The organism is Erythrobacter sp., assembly GCF_011765465.1.
Lineage (GTDB): Bacteria > Pseudomonadota > Alphaproteobacteria > Sphingomonadales > Sphingomonadaceae > Erythrobacter.
In genome coordinates, this window is sequence record NZ_CP050265.1 from 2,281,848 (window position 1) to 2,298,325 (window position 16,478).

Sequence of the window (16,478 nt, forward strand, 5' to 3'; positions counted from 1 at the left end):
CTCAGGCCGCGACGAGCGCGATCTGGGCGAAGATCTCGCGCAGGAAATCGCCCAGCAGCGCCATCATCGTGCCGCCCAGCACCACGAACACGACCGCGACGATCGCCAGCTTCGGCACGAAGGTGAGCGTCTGTTCGTTCACCGAAGTCGCCGCCTGGATGATGCCGACGACCAGCCCGACCAGCAGCGCCGAGAGCAGCACCGGTCCCACGATCAGCGCCGTCACCCACAGCGTCCGGTCCGCGAGCGCGAGCAGATTCGCCTCTTCCTGCACAGCAGCCGGCCCCTACCCGAAACTCATCGCAAGGCTGCCCATCAACAGCGCCCAGCCGTCGACCAGCACGAACAGCAGCAGCTTGAACGGCAGCGAGATGATCGTGGGCGAGAGCATCATCATGCCGAGGCTCATAAGGACGGATGCAACGACAAGATCGATCACGAGGAACGGCAGGAACAGCATGAAGCCGATCTGGAAGGCGGTTTCGAGCTCGCTGGTGACGAAGGCGGGCAGCAGGATCGAGAAGGGTATCTCGCTCGCGCCGCCAAACCCGCCGCTCCCGGCAAGATCGGTGAACATGACGAGGTTCGTCTCGCGCGTCTGGCGCAGCATGAATTCGTGAAACGCCTCGCCTGCGCTCGCAATGGCGGCGTCGGCCGACAGGCTCCCGGCGGCATAGGGCGCGATCGCCTCGGCGTTCACCACGTCGAGCGTCGGCGCCATGACGAACAGCGAGAGGAACAGGGCAAGACCGACCAGCACCTGCGTCGGCGGCGAGCCCTGCAGGCCCAATGCCTGGCGCAGGATCGAGAGCACGATGAGGATGCGCAGAAAGCTCGTCATCATCAGCACCAGCGCGGGCAGGATGGTGAGCAGGCTCATCACCAGCAGCAGCTGGAGCGAGACGGACAGCGGCGCCGGGCCCGCCTCGGACCCCTCGCTTCCCAGCGCGCGTTCTATCGCCCCGCCGATCCCCGCAGTTGGCGAGCCGGGGCTGTCGAGGGCAGCGGCAGGAGCGACGGCGAGCGCCGGGTCGGGCGCGAGGAAGATCGCCGCCGCAAGCACGGTCGACGCCCCGAGCAGGATGAGCAGCTTCCGCATCACGGCGCGCCCACTTCGGCGACAGTCGGTGCGGCGGGCGGCGCCTCATTGCGGGCCGGGGCCTCGCCCAGCCGCACGAGGCCGCCGCGCGATGCGCCGATCAGGATCTCGCGGTCGTGGAACCGCACCACCGCGAGCCGCAGGCCCGGCGCGACGAGGCTGGTTTCGACCAGCCGCAGCGCGCGGCCCTCGCCGCCAACCCCGACAAGGCGGCCCTGCAGCGCGCGCGTCAGTCTGAGGCTCCCCCAGACCAGCGCGCCGAGCAGCGGCAGAAGCAGCGCGAGCCTCAGAAGGTAGTCGGCCATCATGCGCCCGCGCCCCCGTCCTGCGCAACGTCGCCAAGCGGACCGGCGGGGGGCTCGGCCGGGCGGGGCTCGCCCAGGCCCGCTGTTCCGGCCGCGTTATCGAATGGGCCGGGGCTCACCGCATCGACCGGGGGACCAGGCAGGTCGTCGCCTTCCTCTCCGGCGAGGCTGACGATCCGCAGCGCGAAGCGGCCATCCTCGGCCACCACCTCGCCGCGGGCGATCACCCGGCCATTGGCGGTGACATCGAGCAATTCGTCGGTCAGCCGGTTGAGCGCCACGACGCTGCCCTCGCCCAGCGCGAGCACTTCGCGCAGGCTCATCTCGGTCCGGCCGAGTTCGACCGACAGGCGGACGCTCACCCCGCCGAAGCGGGAGAGGGCGGGATTGTGGCTGTTCATGCGGCGAAGTCCTTGCGAGAAGCGGAAGGGGAAGAAGCGGGCGTCGCTGCGGGAACACGCGTGAGGCGCAGCGCCATGCTCTCGCCGACAGTGCCGATCCGGCCCCAGCCGACCACGCGCTCGCCGATGCGCAGCGGCAATTCGCCCGGCACGGCAAGGGCGATGGCATCGCCCGGGGCGAGCCGTTCGAGCCGCGCGAGCGAAAGCTCGAATTCGGCCAGCACGCCTTCGAGCGGGAGCGGGATCGCGCCGAAGGGCGCGTCCTCGCCGCGCGCGGGGGCCGTATTCGGACGGCGCGCCGGGCCGCGCGCGCCGGAACCGGGCAGGATCGCGTCGAAGACCTTTTCGGCAAGGCCGAGCCGGGCTTCCCATTCGCGCCCCTCCTGGTTGGCGATCCCGATCGCCAGCGCGACGCAGGGCGCATCGGGCGCGAAGGGCTTGAGCCGCGCCGCGCTTTCGCTGCGCAGGACCACGCCGGCGGCGCCGGGCGCCGCTGCGGGACCGCTTGCGGGGACGCCTTGGTCGGCGCCTTCGGCCAGCGCGCGGGCGACGATCGCGGCGACCCGGTCGATCAGCAGCGCGGCAGAGCGCGGCAGGGGCTCGCCCTCGGCAGGCCCGGCCACCTGCGCGATGTCGCCGTCCCCGCCGAAGGATCGGTCGGTCAGCGCGATCGCATTCGCGCAGTCGAACGACAGGAGCGCGGTGCGCTCGGCATCGCCGCAGCGCAGCAGGCTGTTGGCCGCGACCGGCCCGATCCGCGCCAGCAGGTCCGCCCCGCGCAGCAGTTCGGGCTCGCTCACCGTGACGCTCAGCCGGTCGCCCGGCAGCAGTTCGGCCAGCTCGCCTGCGAGCCGCCGGGCAAGGTCGCGCCGCCAGTCCGAGACGATCTCGGCGCGCTCTTCGGGCCGCGGGCCGCGGCGCACCAGTTCGTCGCAATGGCGTGCACGGCCGAGCGGGCGCGCGCCGTCGCGGTCCGGCTGAAGGGAGGCCATCATGTTCACTGGACGAGGAACCCCTTGAAATGGACGTTCTCGATCCCGCCGAAGCCCTCGTTTTCCTCGAGCACGGCATTGATCGCCTTGGTCAGGCGGCGGGCGAGTTTCTCCTTGCCGTCGACGGCATAGACGTCGGCCTCGGGCGTGGCGGCGAGCTGGACGAGAATCGCGGAACGGATCGCGAGTTCGTGGTTCTCGACCCATTGCAGCACGCGCCCGTCGCGGCGGGTCGAGACGGCCAGTTCGACCTGGATGAGCGCCGGGGAATCGGCGAGGTTCGAAGTGAAGCTGTCGTCGAAGGCGTAATAGGCGGTGCGGTATTCGCTGCCGCCTTCGCCGTAGACGATCGGCCCCGCGTCCTTGCCCTTGCCGCCCGCCGGGGCATAGGGATCCGATTCGCCCTTGGCGACAAGCTTGGGCACGTCGGGACCGCTGTCCTTGTCGCCGCCGAGCAGGCCCGCGGCGAAGGCGCCATAGGCCCCGCCCGCGCCGACTGCGACCAGCGCGACGCCGCCGAGCGCCAGTTTCATCATCCCGCCCTTGGGCTTGTCGCCCTCGTCCTTGTCCTTGCCCTTGGCCATGGAAAGTCAGCTCCCTCGTCTTGGCCCCTGCGGTCGTTCTGGCCCATGCCGCCCGGTCCCGTCACGCTCGTGCGGGCCCTCGCGCCGGGCGAAGCTTTCGCTCAGGCGTAGAGGCCCTGCCCGCCCGCGCCGCGGCGAAGCCCGCTCGCAGCGGGCTGTGCGGCCTCGGCGTCGTCCGGCAGGGCATCGCGCCCCTCACTTTCGACCCTCGCGGAATATGGTTCAGGAGGTGCTTGATCGGACCCCGGGGAAGACCCGTAGCCGGTCTCGGCGAAAGCGCCGGGCTGGCCCTGTCCCGACCCCTGCCCGGATCCCTGTCCGGTCCCTTGACCCGGACCCTGGCCTGCACCCTGGCCCGCACCTTGCCCTGCGAACTGGCCGCCCTGGAACGCGCCCTGCGATCCGCTGCCGGATGCGCCCGACGAGGGTTCTGCAGCCCTTGCCGCCGGGACGAAGCCGACCTGCGCCGCCTCGGGGGCGGTAGCCATGCGCTCGAGGCCGCCGCGCTCGGCGAGCGCCTGGCGCACCGCAGGCACGAAGCCCGGATCGCGCGCGGTGAGCGTGGCGCGCAAGTCCTCGCCGCTCGCTTCGAGCCTCATGCTGACGAGGCCGAAATCACCGTGACGCAAGGTCACTTCGGGGCGCAGGTTGCGCTGGCCCTCGCGGGTTTCGGCGACCTGGCCGGCAAGCTGATCAAGCGCGGCCTCGACCTGCCCTGCGACACGCGGCTCGACCCGCATCTCGACCGGCACGCCGGAAGGCGGCGGAGGCGGAGCGGGCGCAGGCGCAGCGGGAAGCGGGGTGGCAGGGCTCGCGCCTTCCCGCGCGGCGGATTCGGTCGGCGCGGAAGGCTGGAGCGCGGGCGCGGGCGCTTCGGCGGGGCGCGCTGCGCTCTCGGCCGGAAGGGCGGCGGGCAAGGCGGAGGGCGATGGACCGGGCAGGGCGGCCGCGATCCGCTCGGGCGGTGCGGCCGCAACCGCGGCTTCGCGCGGGGCACGCGGCTTCGCGCGAGAGCCGGCGGGATCTGTCTGCAACAGCTCCGAAGGCGGTCGCTCCGACGAGCCTTTCGACAAGCCAGTGGACAGGCGATTGGCGGGGGACGGGACCTTGTCGATCGCGCCCGGTCCCGGCTCGGATGGTGCGCGCGCCGCGGCGGGCCGAGCGGCCCTGCCCGCGGCATCGGGGACCGCCGCTGCCGCTTGCGCCGTGCCTGCCCCGCGTGCTCCGGTCCCCGGCACCGCCACGAGCGAGGGCGGCGAGCCGGACGGTGCAGGGCCCGTCGCTGGCGCAATCGCTCCGGGCGCGCTTTCGTCCCTTCCCGCAAGCTTGCCGGTTGGAGCCTCGCCGGGCGCCTCGCCGGGACGATCGGGAGGCATCGCGCCGGGCCTTGCGGGCCTCCCCGCCGCCGGGGGGAGGGATCGCGAAGCGGCAGGATTGTCGGGGGACGGGGTGTCGGGAAGCGCGGCGTCGGAGAGGGCGGCATGGGGGCGCATCGCAGCGCCAGGGCCGGACCGGCGCGCCGCGACGGGCCACTGATGCGGCACGGGCTGGGCGACTTGCCGATCAGGGGCGCTCGCGAATGCCTGCGCATGGGACGACGGGCCGGGGGTCGCTTCGCGCGCCGCCGCCCCTGTCCGCCCCCTCCCCGCAGCGCGACCGGCCGCAGCGGAAAGCACGGGCCCACGCTGCACACGATCCGGCAGGATATCGCCGTCCGGCGGCAGACCCGCGCCGCGCCGCGGCATTTCCCGGTCGAGCGAGGCGGAGTTGTCGCCCACCGACTCGGATGGCGGGCCGGGCCTTCCCCCGACCGACAGGACGGCGATGACGGCCGGCGATGCCGGTGCCGGATCGACCGGAGGCTCGGCGCTCTGGGCGGGCTGGTCCCCAGGCGCAGGCGCCGCTGCCTCGGCCGCGATGCGCGCGCCCGCGATGTCCCCCGACATCAACCCCGCGCCCGGCGGCTCGAGCGCATGGGCGAGCGCGAGATGCGAGGCTTCGAGCGCGGCGGAAAAGGCGCGCGCGCCCAGCTTCTCCGCGTCGCCCGGCATGGCCCCCGCCTCCGCCGCGCCGCCTTTGCCCGGCGCTATGGACCCGGCGGGCGCGGTGTCGGAAGGCGGTGGGAGAAGGGCATGGAACATGGAGCATTTCCTCTCGGGTCGGGGCGCTTGCGGATCGTGCTCGAGCGCAAGCGGCGGGTCAGGAAGGGCGCTGCAACTTGCGTGCCAGCCCGCCCGCAGTCTCTGCCGCGCGGGCTTCGCGGGCCGCCTCGATCGCGCGCCGCGCCTCGGCCTCGCGCGTCTCGAGCCGTTCGAGCCGCCGGTCCGCCGCCGCCAGCGCGCGCGCCTGCGTCCCGGCCTCGCGCCCGGCCTCGGCCGCGCTCGCCTCGGCATCCCCCGCCATGCGCGCGAGCGACCCGGCGAAGCGCAGCCGCCCGGAAAGCTCCTCGCCCGGCCCATCGCCGCGCCGCCCGGCGTAATCGGCAGCGAGCGCCCGGCTGCGCTGTGCCAGCGCGCGGCTGCGCGCTTCCTCGGCCAGCGCACCGGCAAGCCCGCCCAGCGCCTCGCGCCGGGCGACCCGCGCAAGCGCCAGCTGGCGCCGCGCCAGCGCGAGGCGGCGCTTGTCGCGCGCGCTCATGCCGGGTCGTTCCCGATCGCGGCGACCAGCGCCTCGAGCGCGGCGAGGCTGTCGGCAAGGTCCGCCGCTTCGCCGCGCTCCTGCTGCAGGAAGGCATCGATCTCGCCCGAGGCGGCGAGCGCCGCGTCGAGCTCGGCATCCGCGCCCTGCCGGTAGGCGCCCATCATCACGAGGTCGCGGTTGTCCTCGCGCACGGCGATCAGCCGCCGCAGCCGCCGCGCCGCGCGGGTGGCCTCGGGCGGGGCGACATCCTCCATCACCCGGCTGAGCGAAGCGGGAACGTCGATCGCGGGGTAATGCCCGCGCTGGGCGAGATCGCGCGACAGGACCACGTGCCCGTCGAGGATCGCGCGCGCCGTATCGACCACGGGATCCGAGGCATCGTCCCCGTCGGCGAGCACGGTGTAGAGCCCGGTCACCGCCCCGCCGGTGCGGGCGGAATTGCCCGCCCGTTCGACCAGTTTCGTGACCGCTGCCAGCGCGCTCGGCGGATAGCCCCGCGCCGCGCCCGGCTCGCCCAGCACCAGCGCCAGTTCGCGCGCGGCGTGGGCGACGCGGGTGAGGCTGTCGAGCACGAGCAGGACGCGCCGGCCCTTCTCGCGGAAATATTCGGCGATGCTGGCGGCATATTGCGCCGCGCGCAGGCGCAGGTTGGGCGCGTGGTCGGCGGGGACCGCGACCACCACCATTCGCCCGCGCCGCGCCTCGTCCATGTGACGGGCGACGAAATCGGAGACCTCGCGCGCACGCTCGCCGATCAGGGCGACGACGGTGACATCGGCCACCGCGCTGGCGGCCATGCGGTCGATCAGCATCGACTTGCCCACGCCCGAGCCCGCGATCACGCCGAGCCGCTGGCCCACGCCCATGGTCGCGAGCGCGTTGATCGCGCGCACCCCGCAGTCGAACGGCTCGCGCACGCCGCTGCGTTCGAGCGCGCCCTCGCGCCGCCCGGCAAGCGGCCAGGGATCGGTGCAGGCAGGCGGGGGGCCGCCGTCGATCGGCCGCCCGAGCCCGTCGACCGCGCGCCCCAGCAATGCCTCGCCGAGCCGCACCGCGCCCGGCGAGCCGCACGCCCGCACCCGCGCCTCGGGCCGCAGCAGGACCGTGTCGCCGAGCAGCATCATCAGCGAATGGCCGCCGCGAAAGCCGATCACCTCGGCGAGGCATTCCTCCCCCGCCCCGGTCGCAATCGCGCCGAGCGAGCCGATCGGCAGCGGCAGGCCCGCGACCTCGACAAGCCCGCCGTCGCAGGCGACCACGCGCCCGGTGAGGACGGGGCCGCGCGCGGGGGCCGCGCTGCGCAGGCGGGCGAGTTCGAGCTGCAGTTCGGCGATCATGCGCCGCCTTGTCCGCGAACCGCCTCGGCGATCGCGCGGCGCCATTCCTCCGGCCCGTCGCACAGCGTGCCGTCCGCGCCTTCGAGCCGCAGCGCGCCGCGTTCGAGCGAAGGATCGGGCTCGATCCGCCACCCGGCGAGAGCCCCGCCGACGGCTTCGATATCGTCCGGGTGGAGATGCAGCGCCAGCGCGCCCGGCGCGGCGCCGAGCCGTTGCGCCGCCGCGCGGCAGCGTTCGGCGAGCGTTTCCGGCGCGGGCGTCCAGCCCTCGATAGCCTGCGAACACAGCGCGATCACGGTCTCGGCAAGGTCGGCGGCAAGCGCATCCATCGCCGCCCCGTCGAGCGCGCGAAAGGCGAGCCGCAGGGCGCGCGCGTGCTGCTCCCCCGCCTCGCTTTCCGCGCGGGCTGCTGCGCGTCCGGCGGCCTCGCCTTCGGCCCGTGCTGCGGCGAGCGCGGCGGCAAGTTCCTGTTCGCGTGTCGGGGCGGGCGGCGGCGGGTCGGGGCGGGCGAAGGGCGCGCCGGGCCGGAACCCGCCGCGCGCCTCCAGCGCCGTGATCCAGCCGGGCCCGGCAGCCTCGTCCGGAGCGTCGGCGGCAAGCGCCGCGACCCAGTCAGACGAATTCGCCATCGTCGCCCCCGATCACGATCTCGCCCGCATCGGCGAGGCCGCGCGCGATCTCCACGATCTTGCGCTGCGCCGCCTCGACGTCCGAGCGCGAGAGCCGCCCGCGCAGGTCGATCTCGTCGCGGATGCCGTCCGCCGCACGGCTCGACATACAGGCGAAGAAGGGCGCGCGCTGGTATTCCTTGAGCCCCTTGAGCGCATCGACCAGCACCTCGTTGTCGACATCGCGCAGAAGGCGGCTCATCGCCTGGCGATCGAGGTCGAGCAGCATTTCGAACGTGAACAGCTCTTCCTCGATCCGCCCGGCAAGCTCCGCGTCGCGCTGGGCGATGGCGGGCAGGACGAGGTTCTTGAGCTCGCCCGCCGCGCGGTTGATGAGGTCGGCCGCCTCGCGCGGGCCGCCCATGGTCAGCGCGCCCGCGCCGAAGCTCGCTCCGATGCGCTGCTGCAGCAGGTCGTCGATCATCGTCACGGCCGACAGCGACACCGGCCCGATCCGCGCGATCCGTTCGACCACGGCGGCCTGGACGCTTTCGGGCAGGCCGGAGAGAACCTCGGCAGCCGGTTCGGGATCGAGCAGCAGCAGCAGCGCGGCGATCACCTGGGGATGCTCGTCCTCGATCAGCCGAACGAGGATCGGCGGGGCGAGCCAGCGCGCGAGCTCGATCGAGCGGGGGCGCGCCTCGGGCTCGATCCGCTTCATCATGCTTTCCGCCCGCGCCGGGTCGAGCGCGCGGTGGACGAGGTCGCGCACCTGCGCATCGCGCCCGCGCGCGGGAATGATCTCGCGGTCCGCCTCGGCGACGAAATCGGCGATCGCCTCGGCCATGCGGGTGCGGTCGATCTCGCCCAGCGCGAGCATGGCTTCGCCCAGCAGCTGCAATTCGCCCGGATCGAGCCGCGCGAGCAGGGCGGCGGCTTCCTCGTCGCCCAGCAGCATAAGGAACACCGCCGCGCGGTCGATCCGGCTGAGCGGCGCGCGGGCTTCGGCAGGCGCGACCTCGCCGGTGTCCGTGTCGGTGGCGTCGGCGGCGCTCATGCCGGGCGCGCCTCCCCGCCTTCGCCGCCCTCGGGCGCGGCGTCGAGCATCCGCTGAAGCGCGGCGACGGCGCGTTCGGGGCGACTGGCTGCGAGCTGTCGGGCGAGCTGGACCTGTTCGGGCAGGTCGGCGAAGTCGTCGCCGTCGCCGCCCGCGCTCCCGGCCTCACCGCTCACCGGCGCGGCGAGGGCGGCGGCATCCTCGGCGGGTTTTTCGGTGGCCCCGCGCGCACGCTTCATCAGCGGGCGCACGACGAAGAGCAGGACGAGCAGCACCGCAATCAGCGCCGTGCCATAGCGCAGGGCGGGCATGAACCACGGCTGCTCCCAGAACTGCGGTTCGGGCGGCTCGATGCTTTCGAAAGCGCCGACCACGACCTCGACCGCATCGCCGCGCGCCGGGTCGGCCCCGACCGCAGCGGCGACAAGGGTTTCCAGCTGCTCGGCGGTCATCGGCGCGGCGGCGACGAGCGCCTCGTTGCTGACCGCGACCGCGACCGAAAGCTTGCGCAGCGCGCCGGGGCGCACGCTGGTCACGGCGACTTCGCGGCCGACTTCGTAATTGCGGCTGACCGCGCTTTCGGTGTCGGTCGGCCCGGTCGCTGCAGCGGCGGCGGTGGTGGTGGCGGCTTCGGCTTCGGTCGGCTGCGGCGCGTCGTCGACCAGTTCGGCCTCGGGCGGGGGAACATTCGCATCGACCCCCGGCACGCCGCCCACGCCCGTTCCGCCCGACCGCGTCGCGCTGCGTTCGCTTTCGGAGCGCACCACGCCTTCGTCGTCATAGCTCTCGCGCGCGGAGGTGACTTCGGCATGGTCAAGCTCGACCTGCACCTGGCTCGAGAAATTGCCCGGCCCGAGCAGGGGCGAAAGCAGGCTGGAGACCTGTTCGCGCAGCTTGGCCTCGAATTCGCGCTGCAGGGCGAGCCCTTCGTGCTCGGCGGTTTCGGGGGCGGAAAGGAGGCGGCCGTTCTGGTCGACCACGCGCACCGCGTCGGGGCTCATGCCGGGGACCGATCCGGCGACGAGGTTGACGATCGCATCGACCTGCGCGCGCGACAGGCTGCGGCCGCTCGCCAGCGTCAGCATGACCGAGGCGCTGGGCGCGTCATTCTCGCGCACGAAGACCGAGCGTTCGGGCGTGGCGAGATGGACCCGCACCGCCGCGATCCCGTGGATCTCGCGGATCGTCAGCATCAGTTCGCGTTCCCGCGCAAGGCGCAGGCGTTCGCCTTCCAGCGTGCGCGAGGAGCCGAGCGGAATCGAATCGAGCATTTCCGACGCCCCCTGCGGCGCGGGCAGCGCGCCATTGCTCGCGACCAGCGAGGAGGCGGCGTAGTAATCGCCTTCGGCCACGCTGATCGCGCCGGTCTGCGGGTCGACGCGGTAATCGATCCCGCCCGCCGCGAGCGTTTCGACCACCTGCCCGCGTTCGAGGTCGCCGAGGCCCGAGAACAAAAGGCGCCGCGGCGGCTCCGCGATGGCGAGGTAGATCGCGCCCAGCAGCAGGACCGACCCGAGCCCCACGATCGCAGGCATGGCGCGGCGCACGGCGGGCTGGGCGAGAAATTCCGCGACCCGGCCGCGCCAGCCCTCGGCACCGCCGCCGGAAAGCGGCGTGAGGCGCGGCTCGGCCATGGCGGGAAGCCCCGCGCCGGGCGCGGGGGACGGGTTGGCATCTGCCATCTATCAGCTCCCCATCCGCATGATTTCCTGGTAGGCGGAAAGCAGCTTGTTGCGGACCTGCAGCGTGGCCTCGAAAGCGACGCCCGATTCCTGCCGCGCGAGCATGACCTTGGCGACATCGGTGACTTCGCCGCGTTCATAGGCGGCCTGCATATCCGCGGACCGCTGCTGCGCCGCGCTGACCTGTTCGAGCGCGCTGCCGAGCGTTTCGGCGAAGCCTGCGCCCGGCAGCGTTTCGCCTGTCGCCTTGGCGGGCGCGGCAGGGGCCGACGTGCTCGCCTCGCGCACTTCGCGCAGCGCCTCGCTGCGGGCGAGCACTTCGCGCCGGAGCGCCAGCACGTCCGCGAGCGCCGAGGACGGCGGGCCGCCGGGACGGATGCCGCTCATGCCTCACCCCCCGCCGCCAGCAGGCCGGATTCGCGCATCGAGGCGAGCCGGTAGCGCAAGGTGCGCTCGGATATGCCGAGGCTCGCCGCGGTGCGCGCGCGGTGGCCGCCATTGCTCTCCAGCGCGGCGAGGATCGCGCGCGCTTCGGATTCGAAGGCGACTTCGGACAGCGAGCGGGCGTTCGCCGCGCGGGCCGGCGAAGAAACGGGCGTCTCCTCGCCGGACGCCGAGAGGACCGCGCGCACGCTGCGGTCGAAGACGATATGCTCCGCCGCGATCGCGCGCGCGTCGCCGGCAAGCAGGAAGGCGCGCCGGATGACGTTTTCCAGCTCGCGCACATTGCCCGGCCAGTTGTGGCCTTCGAGCAGGGCGAGCGCGTCCTCGCCGATCCACGCGGGGCACGGTCCGGGGCCGGACGCGGCGCGGGCCTCGCGGCGCGGCGCGTGGCGCAGCAGCATGGCGAAGGCGAGCGGGGCGATGTCGCCGGGCCGCTCGCGCAGGGGGGCAAGGCCGAGCGGGAAGACGTTGAGCCGGTAGAGCAGGTCCTCGCGGAACCGCCCGGCGGCGGCCTCGGCGGCAAGGTCGCGATTGGTCGCGGCGACGATCCGCACGTCGACCTTGATCGGCTGCGTCGCGCCGAGCGGCAGGACTTCGCCTTCCTGCAGCGCGCGCAGCAGCTTGGCCTGAAGGGGCAGCGGCAATTCGCCGATCTCGTCGAGCAGAAGCGTGCCCCCGTCGGCGGCGCGGAACAGGCCCTCGCGCGCTTCGGCCGCGCCGGTGAAGGCGCCCTTGCGGTGGCCGAACAGCAGCCCTTCGAGCATCGCCTCGGGCATGGCGGCGCAATTGACCGCGACGAACGGGCCGGCCGCGCGCGCCGAGCGGTTGTGGACGAAGCGCGCCAGCACTTCCTTGCCGGTCCCGGTCGGGCCTTCGAGCAGGACCGGGATGTCGCTCGCACCGATGCGTTCGGCGAGGGTCAGGAGCGCAAGGCTCGCCTCGTCGCCCGCGACCGGCCAGCCCCCGCGCGCGGCGGCGGCGAGCATGGCGGGGCGCGCCGCCTCGGGCGCGGCGGCGTCGTATGACAGGGCGACGCGGGTTTCGGACAGCGCGGCGAGCGCGCAAGGCGCGCCGTGGGTGAGGTCGATCTCGACCCGGTCGGCGGTGCGGCCACCGGGCGGACAGGCGAAGCGCCCGTCCTCGCCCAGCACGATCCGCCCCTGCTGCCACTCGCGTCCGAGTAGTGGCAGGGTCGCCTCGAGCAGCGCGCCGTGGCGCGCGCGCACCCGGTCGAACCCGGCGACTGCTGCGTGCGGGGCTGCGTGCGGCGCGGCGCGCGAGGGAGCGGGCGGTGCAGCGTTCGGGCCGGCGCTGTCGGGCGTATCGTCAAGAAAAGATGCAGTCATGGTTGTCCTTTCCGCCGGAAAGGAATTGCCGGGAGCCCGTCCAAGATGTCGCAAATTTAAGCCCCCGTAGGAGCCCCTAGCCGCGCCGTTTCGACAGCCGGGCCGCAGGCGCCCACCGCGCCCTCGCCCGCATCGCCCGTTGCGGGAGGTGGTGAAGGGGGCGCCCTTAAAGATCGCGCCGCCCGGTCGCTCTTAGCCCCAGCAGCCGCGATCCCGGCCAGGTGCGATTTCCCGGACGAAAATCGCCCGGGCAGGCCGCGCTGCCGACCCATCTGCACCGGTCACACGGGGCACCGATCACACGGGAGTTTCGATCAATGTCAGTCATCAACACCAACATTTCCGCCCTGCGCGCCCAGAACGCGAGCATGGAAGCCAACGAAATGCTGTCGACCGCGATGGAGCGCCTGTCGACCGGCCGCCGGATCAACAGCTCGTCCGACGACGCCGCGGGCCTTTCGATCGCGACCGGCTTCACCTCGGACATTCGCGGCCTCAACCAGGGCGTGCGTAACGCCAACGACGGCATCGCGCTGGCCCAGACCGCCGAGGGCGCGCTCGAACAGGTGACCAATATGCTCCAGCGCGTGCGCGAACTGGCGATCCAGTCGCAGAACGGCACGCTCGACAACGAAGACCGCGGCTTCCTCGACACCGAAGTCACTGAGCTCGCCGCGCAGATCGACGACGTGCTTTCGAGCACGGAATTCAACGGCGTCTCGCTGTTCAGCACGACCAGCGGCTCGGACGTGACCGTCAACATCCAGCTCGACGCGGGCCGTTCGGTGACGCTGACCAGCACCGCGATCGACGGCGGCAACCTGGGCGCTGCCAACCTCGACGTGTCCTCGGATACGAACGCGGCGACCGCGATCACCAACGTCGATGCCGCGCTGAGCGACATCAACACGACGCGCTCCTCGCTGGGTGCGGGTGTGAACCGATTGGAATCGGCGATCAACGAATTGTCGACGACCGCGACCAACTTCGCCGACGCGCGCTCGCGCATCGAGGACGCCGACTATTCGCAGGAGACCACCGCGCTCGCCAAGGCCCAGATCCTCGGCCAGGCTTCGACCGCAATGCTCGCCCAGGCGAACCAGTCGCAACAGAACGTGCTGTCGCTGCTGCGGTAAGCGGCGATACGCTCGGCCAGTCACCTGCGGGTGGCAGAAGGGTCCGGGGCCGAAAGGCTCCGGGCCTTTTGCCTGTGCGCGGCGCAGGATCAGGCGCCGGCCCATCCCGCTGCGCCGCGGAGGCGGGCGGCGCGTATCGATAGACCGCTATGGGTCAGGCGGCCGTGACCGAAAGCCCGTCGCCGGACGCGCCGCTGCCGGCAGGGCCGGCGGGCAAAGCCGCTGCGCCGCCCGCGACGGATCGCACCGCTTCCCCGCGCATACGCAGGGGTCGAAGGACGATCTCGATCATCTCGCCCCCTTGGCAGGGCTCGGTCCCTTCGGCGTCCGGGGCGTCGCTCGGCGGAATGACGAGCGAGGCCTGCGGGCTGCGGCAGGCAAGGATCGCGGGCGCGATCTCCTCCATCCCGTCGAAGATCGGTTCGACCGGGAGCGGCGGGCTGGCCGTGCGGCCCTTGAGCGAGGCGATCGGCGAGCGCGTGATCGAATCGATCTCGACCAGCTCGAACACCGCACCCAGCCCGATCGCGATCCCGCCCCCGCCCGGGACGAGCGGGAGGCGCACGACCCGAAAGCCGTCATAGGTGGTGTGCGCCTCGATCCGCCGGGTGGTCGCATCGCGCGCGTCGAAATGGATCGCATCGAGTTCGAGCGGGCGCCCCATGCTGTCGGCATAGGTAAGGCCGAGCTTGCGCACCGACTGGACCAGCAGCGAAAGCCGCGCCTCGATCGGCTCGCCGGCGAGTTCGGCGGGGAGGAACATACGCTCCACCCCCTTCATGTAGAACAGCCCGCGCCGACGCAGGCCCTGGCGCGCCTGATCATTGTCGAACAGGGCAACCATCTGCTCGCTTCCGAAATTGAAATCGTGTTCGAACCGGGCGATCACCTCGAGCTCGCCCGGCAGGGGCAGGAACATGAAACGGGTGAGCGCGGCCAGCGCCCCGTCGCGCCACGCGCTCGCGGCGTGCGGGGGCATTGCTGTGCGCAGCACCGGCGGCGCGGCGGCGGCGCGGGCGAATTCCACGCAGCCCGCCTGCACCGCCTCGCGCATGGCCGACTGGCGCGGGTCGACCGGGCTCGCCTTGTGGACCGGATCGCCGCTGTCGGTGTAATCGATCACCGAACCCTGTTCGATCGTCGACAATTGTTCGATCAGGGCCGAATTGCCGGTCAGGCCGCGCATCAGCACCGATCCGAAGCGCCGCGCATCGATCAGGCCGCGCTTGTCCAGCCCGGTGACGGTCATTTCGCGCAGCAGCATATAACGGCCCGCGACATGGCAATCGAACGCCTCGGCCAGCAGGCCGTCGATGGCGTTCTGGATCGACCCGTCATAGCCCAGGTCGACCAGCATCAGCGTGTCGCCCGGCTGGGGATCGCAGGCCGCGCGGACATGGGCGACGAGCCGCTCGCCCAGCGCGCGGGCGCGGCGGCGGGTGATCTTTTCGCGCCTGCCGGTGCGCAGTTCGGCGACCAGCGCCTCGCGCGCGGCGAGGATCTCGGCGTCGGTTTCGGGCGCGCCGACCACGGCATCGACCTCTTCCTCGGTGAACAGCATCTGCCGCGCGAAGCGGGCCGGCTCCATGCCCGAATGGAGCGCGACGTGGCGGCGATAGGTCTCGCGCGAGGCGAGCGAGGCGCCGATCCCGACCACCCGGCTCAGACCGACGCGCGCCGCGCTCGCCGCCGCGCCGCCGGCGCGGTGGACGAGCCAGGGCAGCTGGGCATCGCGCAGCATGAACAGCCAGTGGATCTCGCCGCCGCGCGCCTCGCGCAGGGCGTCGGCTTCCCCGCGCAGCCAGCGGTCGAAGGCGTGGAACACCGGGCCGAGCGCCGCGTATCCGAGGTTGCGCGCCGGATCATCGATCGCCGGTTCGCCGCAGGCGAGGATCGCGCGATGCGGCTGGAGCCCCTCGATCCCTTCCCCGCCGAGATCGAGCAGGTCGGCGCAGGCCCGCTCGAGCCGGAGCCGGCGCCGCACGTCATCGGAAAACTGGTCGAGATGCAGCGCCGGGATGCCGATCGCCCGCGCGCCTTCGAAATCCGCATTGCGGTTGTCGCCGATATGCAGGATCTCGCGCGGCGAACATTTCAGCGCGGCGACGACATGGCCGAGCAGCCCTTCGGCCTTGGCGATGCCCACCTCGCACGAGGCGAAGATCCGCTCGATCATCCCGGCGACCTCGGCCCCTGCGACCCGTTCGATCAGGCGGCCGAGCTGCGCCGAGGTGAGGAAGGTGTCCGAGACGACGACGATCCGCATTCCCCTCGCCCGCGCGCGGCGCATCAGGTCGACCGTCGGGGCGAAGGCGAAACAGGTCTGCGCCTCGGCGTCGAGTTCGTCGTCCACCGCCTCTCTGATCGCGTCGGGCGAGCCGCCGGGAATCACCTGTTCGTAGATCTCGGCCAGGCTGACCTCGCCGCGCTGCTTCAGCGTGCGCGCGGCCGCGCGCGCATTGGCCTGGCCCGCGATGCGCTGCCCGTAGGTCACACCGCCCAGCGCGGCGAAGACATCGGTTGGCGCATGGCAGTCGCGCCACAGCAGCGTGTCGAAACAGTCGAGCGAGAGGATGGCGGTCGCAGGCCCCGCCCTGTCGAGCGCATCGGGCAGGTCGGCGGGAAGGATGGTGTGGTTCATCGAAGCTCTCCGGTCTGGCGGCGTCGCGCAGGGCTAGCCGGGCATGGTTAACGCGCCTGAGGATCGCGCCGCCGGGTTTCCACCTATGCGGGCCGGCGGGACATGGCGGAGCTGTCGCCTGTGCCGGGTGCGCGAAGAACCGGCCGACGCCCCGGCGCACGCCCGAATGGAGCCGCGTATGCGGCCCGGAATCAGCCCGGAACCAG

At 72.7% G+C, this 16,478-nt stretch carries 16 protein-coding genes; 1 reads left to right on the forward strand and 15 read right to left on the reverse strand.

The features are described from left to right. Position 1: 1 nt before the first annotated feature. From G9473_RS10910 to G9473_RS10975, 14 genes are all read right to left on the reverse strand, one after another. Positions 2-274, reverse strand: coding sequence for a flagellar biosynthetic protein FliQ (locus G9473_RS10910; protein ID WP_291133287.1), 273 nt, complete (start codon positions 272-274; stop codon positions 2-4). Positions 275-286: 12 nt separating this feature from the next. Beyond that, positions 287-1,099, reverse strand: coding sequence for a flagellar type III secretion system pore protein FliP (fliP, locus tag G9473_RS10915; RefSeq protein WP_291133288.1), 813 nt, complete (start codon positions 1,097-1,099; stop codon positions 287-289). Then, on the reverse strand, positions 1,099-1,404 hold the full coding sequence (locus tag G9473_RS10920) for a flagellar biosynthetic protein FliO (protein ID WP_291133289.1): 306 nt from the start codon (positions 1,402-1,404) through the stop codon (positions 1,099-1,101). Before G9473_RS10920 ends, fliP begins: the two co-directional genes overlap by 1 nt. Beyond that, a complete protein-coding gene (locus G9473_RS10925) occupies positions 1,404-1,805 on the reverse strand; it encodes a FliM/FliN family flagellar motor switch protein (RefSeq protein ID WP_291133291.1) in 402 nt (133 codons plus the stop codon). Before G9473_RS10925 ends, G9473_RS10920 begins: the two co-directional genes overlap by 1 nt. Then, a complete protein-coding gene (locus G9473_RS10930; protein ID WP_291133293.1) occupies positions 1,802-2,800 on the reverse strand; it encodes a FliM/FliN family flagellar motor switch protein in 999 nt (332 codons plus the stop codon). Before G9473_RS10930 ends, G9473_RS10925 begins: the two co-directional genes overlap by 4 nt. Positions 2,801-2,802: 2 nt before the next feature. Next, positions 2,803-3,381 (reverse strand): flagellar basal body-associated protein FliL, encoded by a 579-nt coding sequence (fliL, locus tag G9473_RS10935; RefSeq protein ID WP_291133295.1) that lies wholly within the window; start codon positions 3,379-3,381, stop codon positions 2,803-2,805. A 101-nt stretch (positions 3,382-3,482) separates the two neighbouring features. Further along, complete coding sequence (locus G9473_RS10940) at positions 3,483-5,522, reverse strand: hypothetical protein (protein WP_291133296.1); 2,040 nt, start codon at positions 5,520-5,522, stop codon at positions 3,483-3,485. Between the two features lie 58 nt (positions 5,523-5,580). Next, positions 5,581-6,018, reverse strand: a complete 438-nt coding sequence (locus tag G9473_RS10945; protein WP_291133298.1) for a hypothetical protein — start codon at positions 6,016-6,018, stop codon at positions 5,581-5,583. Continuing rightward, a complete protein-coding gene (locus G9473_RS10950; RefSeq protein WP_291133300.1) occupies positions 6,015-7,358 on the reverse strand; it encodes a FliI/YscN family ATPase in 1,344 nt (447 codons plus the stop codon). Before G9473_RS10950 ends, G9473_RS10945 begins: the two co-directional genes overlap by 4 nt. Then, entirely contained in the window at positions 7,355-7,987 is a 633-nt protein-coding gene (locus G9473_RS10955) for a FliH/SctL family protein (RefSeq protein WP_291133302.1), read from the reverse strand. Before G9473_RS10955 ends, G9473_RS10950 begins: the two co-directional genes overlap by 4 nt. Next, the gene (fliG, locus tag G9473_RS10960; RefSeq protein ID WP_291133304.1) at positions 7,971-9,023 is read right to left on the reverse strand and encodes a flagellar motor switch protein FliG; all 1,053 of its coding nucleotides are present in this window, start codon (positions 9,021-9,023) and stop codon (positions 7,971-7,973) included. Before fliG ends, G9473_RS10955 begins: the two co-directional genes overlap by 17 nt. Beyond that, positions 9,020-10,705 (reverse strand): flagellar basal-body MS-ring/collar protein FliF, encoded by a 1,686-nt coding sequence (gene fliF / locus G9473_RS10965; protein WP_291133305.1) that lies wholly within the window; start codon positions 10,703-10,705, stop codon positions 9,020-9,022. Before fliF ends, fliG begins: the two co-directional genes overlap by 4 nt. Before the next feature lie 3 nt (positions 10,706-10,708). Next, positions 10,709-11,092 carry a flagellar hook-basal body complex protein FliE gene (gene fliE / locus G9473_RS10970; protein WP_291133307.1) on the reverse strand — a complete coding sequence of 128 codons (384 nt, stop codon included), beginning with the start codon at positions 11,090-11,092 and terminating at the stop codon, positions 10,709-10,711. Further along, the gene (locus G9473_RS10975) at positions 11,089-12,495 is read right to left on the reverse strand and encodes a sigma 54-interacting transcriptional regulator (RefSeq protein ID WP_291133309.1); all 1,407 of its coding nucleotides are present in this window, start codon (positions 12,493-12,495) and stop codon (positions 11,089-11,091) included. The genes fliE and G9473_RS10975 overlap by 4 nt, the downstream gene beginning before the upstream one ends. 317 nt (positions 12,496-12,812) lie before the next feature. Between G9473_RS10975 and G9473_RS10980 the strand changes: the two genes are divergently transcribed. Beyond that, positions 12,813-13,631, forward strand: coding sequence for a flagellin (locus G9473_RS10980; RefSeq protein ID WP_291133311.1), 819 nt, complete (start codon positions 12,813-12,815; stop codon positions 13,629-13,631). A gap of 154 nt (positions 13,632-13,785) precedes the next feature. Here the strand turns inward: G9473_RS10980 and G9473_RS10985 are convergent, their stop codons facing one another. Continuing rightward, positions 13,786-16,272 carry an HAD family hydrolase gene (locus G9473_RS10985; RefSeq protein ID WP_291133313.1) on the reverse strand — a complete coding sequence of 829 codons (2,487 nt, stop codon included), beginning with the start codon at positions 16,270-16,272 and terminating at the stop codon, positions 13,786-13,788. Between the last annotated feature and the right edge of the window lie 206 nt (positions 16,273-16,478).

Excerpts from the sequence above, each read along its gene's own strand:
- G9473_RS10950 (WP_291133300.1), bottom strand. The coding sequence starts at position 7,358 with ATGATCGCCGAACTGCAGCTCGAACTCGCCCGCCTGCGCAGCGCGGCC.
- fliP (WP_291133288.1), bottom strand. The coding sequence starts at position 1,099 with ATGCGGAAGCTGCTCATCCTGCTCGGGGCGTCGACCGTGCTTGCGGCG.
- G9473_RS10980 (WP_291133311.1), top strand. The coding sequence starts at position 12,813 with ATGTCAGTCATCAACACCAACATTTCCGCCCTGCGCGCCCAGAACGCG.
- fliL (WP_291133295.1), bottom strand. The coding sequence starts at position 3,381 with ATGGCCAAGGGCAAGGACAAGGACGAGGGCGACAAGCCCAAGGGCGGG.
- G9473_RS10985 (WP_291133313.1), bottom strand. The coding sequence starts at position 16,272 with ATGAACCACACCATCCTTCCCGCCGACCTGCCCGATGCGCTCGACAGG.
- G9473_RS10975 (WP_291133309.1), bottom strand. The coding sequence starts at position 12,495 with ATGACTGCATCTTTTCTTGACGATACGCCCGACAGCGCCGGCCCGAAC.
- fliG (WP_291133304.1), bottom strand. The coding sequence starts at position 9,023 with ATGAGCGCCGCCGACGCCACCGACACGGACACCGGCGAGGTCGCGCCT.
- G9473_RS10945 (WP_291133298.1), bottom strand. The coding sequence starts at position 6,018 with ATGAGCGCGCGCGACAAGCGCCGCCTCGCGCTGGCGCGGCGCCAGCTG.
- G9473_RS10930 (WP_291133293.1), bottom strand. The coding sequence starts at position 2,800 with ATGATGGCCTCCCTTCAGCCGGACCGCGACGGCGCGCGCCCGCTCGGC.
- G9473_RS10955 (WP_291133302.1), bottom strand. The coding sequence starts at position 7,987 with ATGGCGAATTCGTCTGACTGGGTCGCGGCGCTTGCCGCCGACGCTCCG.
- G9473_RS10920 (WP_291133289.1), bottom strand. The coding sequence starts at position 1,404 with ATGGCCGACTACCTTCTGAGGCTCGCGCTGCTTCTGCCGCTGCTCGGC.
- G9473_RS10940 (WP_291133296.1), bottom strand. The coding sequence starts at position 5,522 with ATGTTCCATGCCCTTCTCCCACCGCCTTCCGACACCGCGCCCGCCGGG.
- fliE (WP_291133307.1), bottom strand. The coding sequence starts at position 11,092 with ATGAGCGGCATCCGTCCCGGCGGCCCGCCGTCCTCGGCGCTCGCGGAC.
- G9473_RS10925 (WP_291133291.1), bottom strand. The coding sequence starts at position 1,805 with ATGAACAGCCACAATCCCGCCCTCTCCCGCTTCGGCGGGGTGAGCGTC.
- fliF (WP_291133305.1), bottom strand. The coding sequence starts at position 10,705 with ATGGCAGATGCCAACCCGTCCCCCGCGCCCGGCGCGGGGCTTCCCGCC.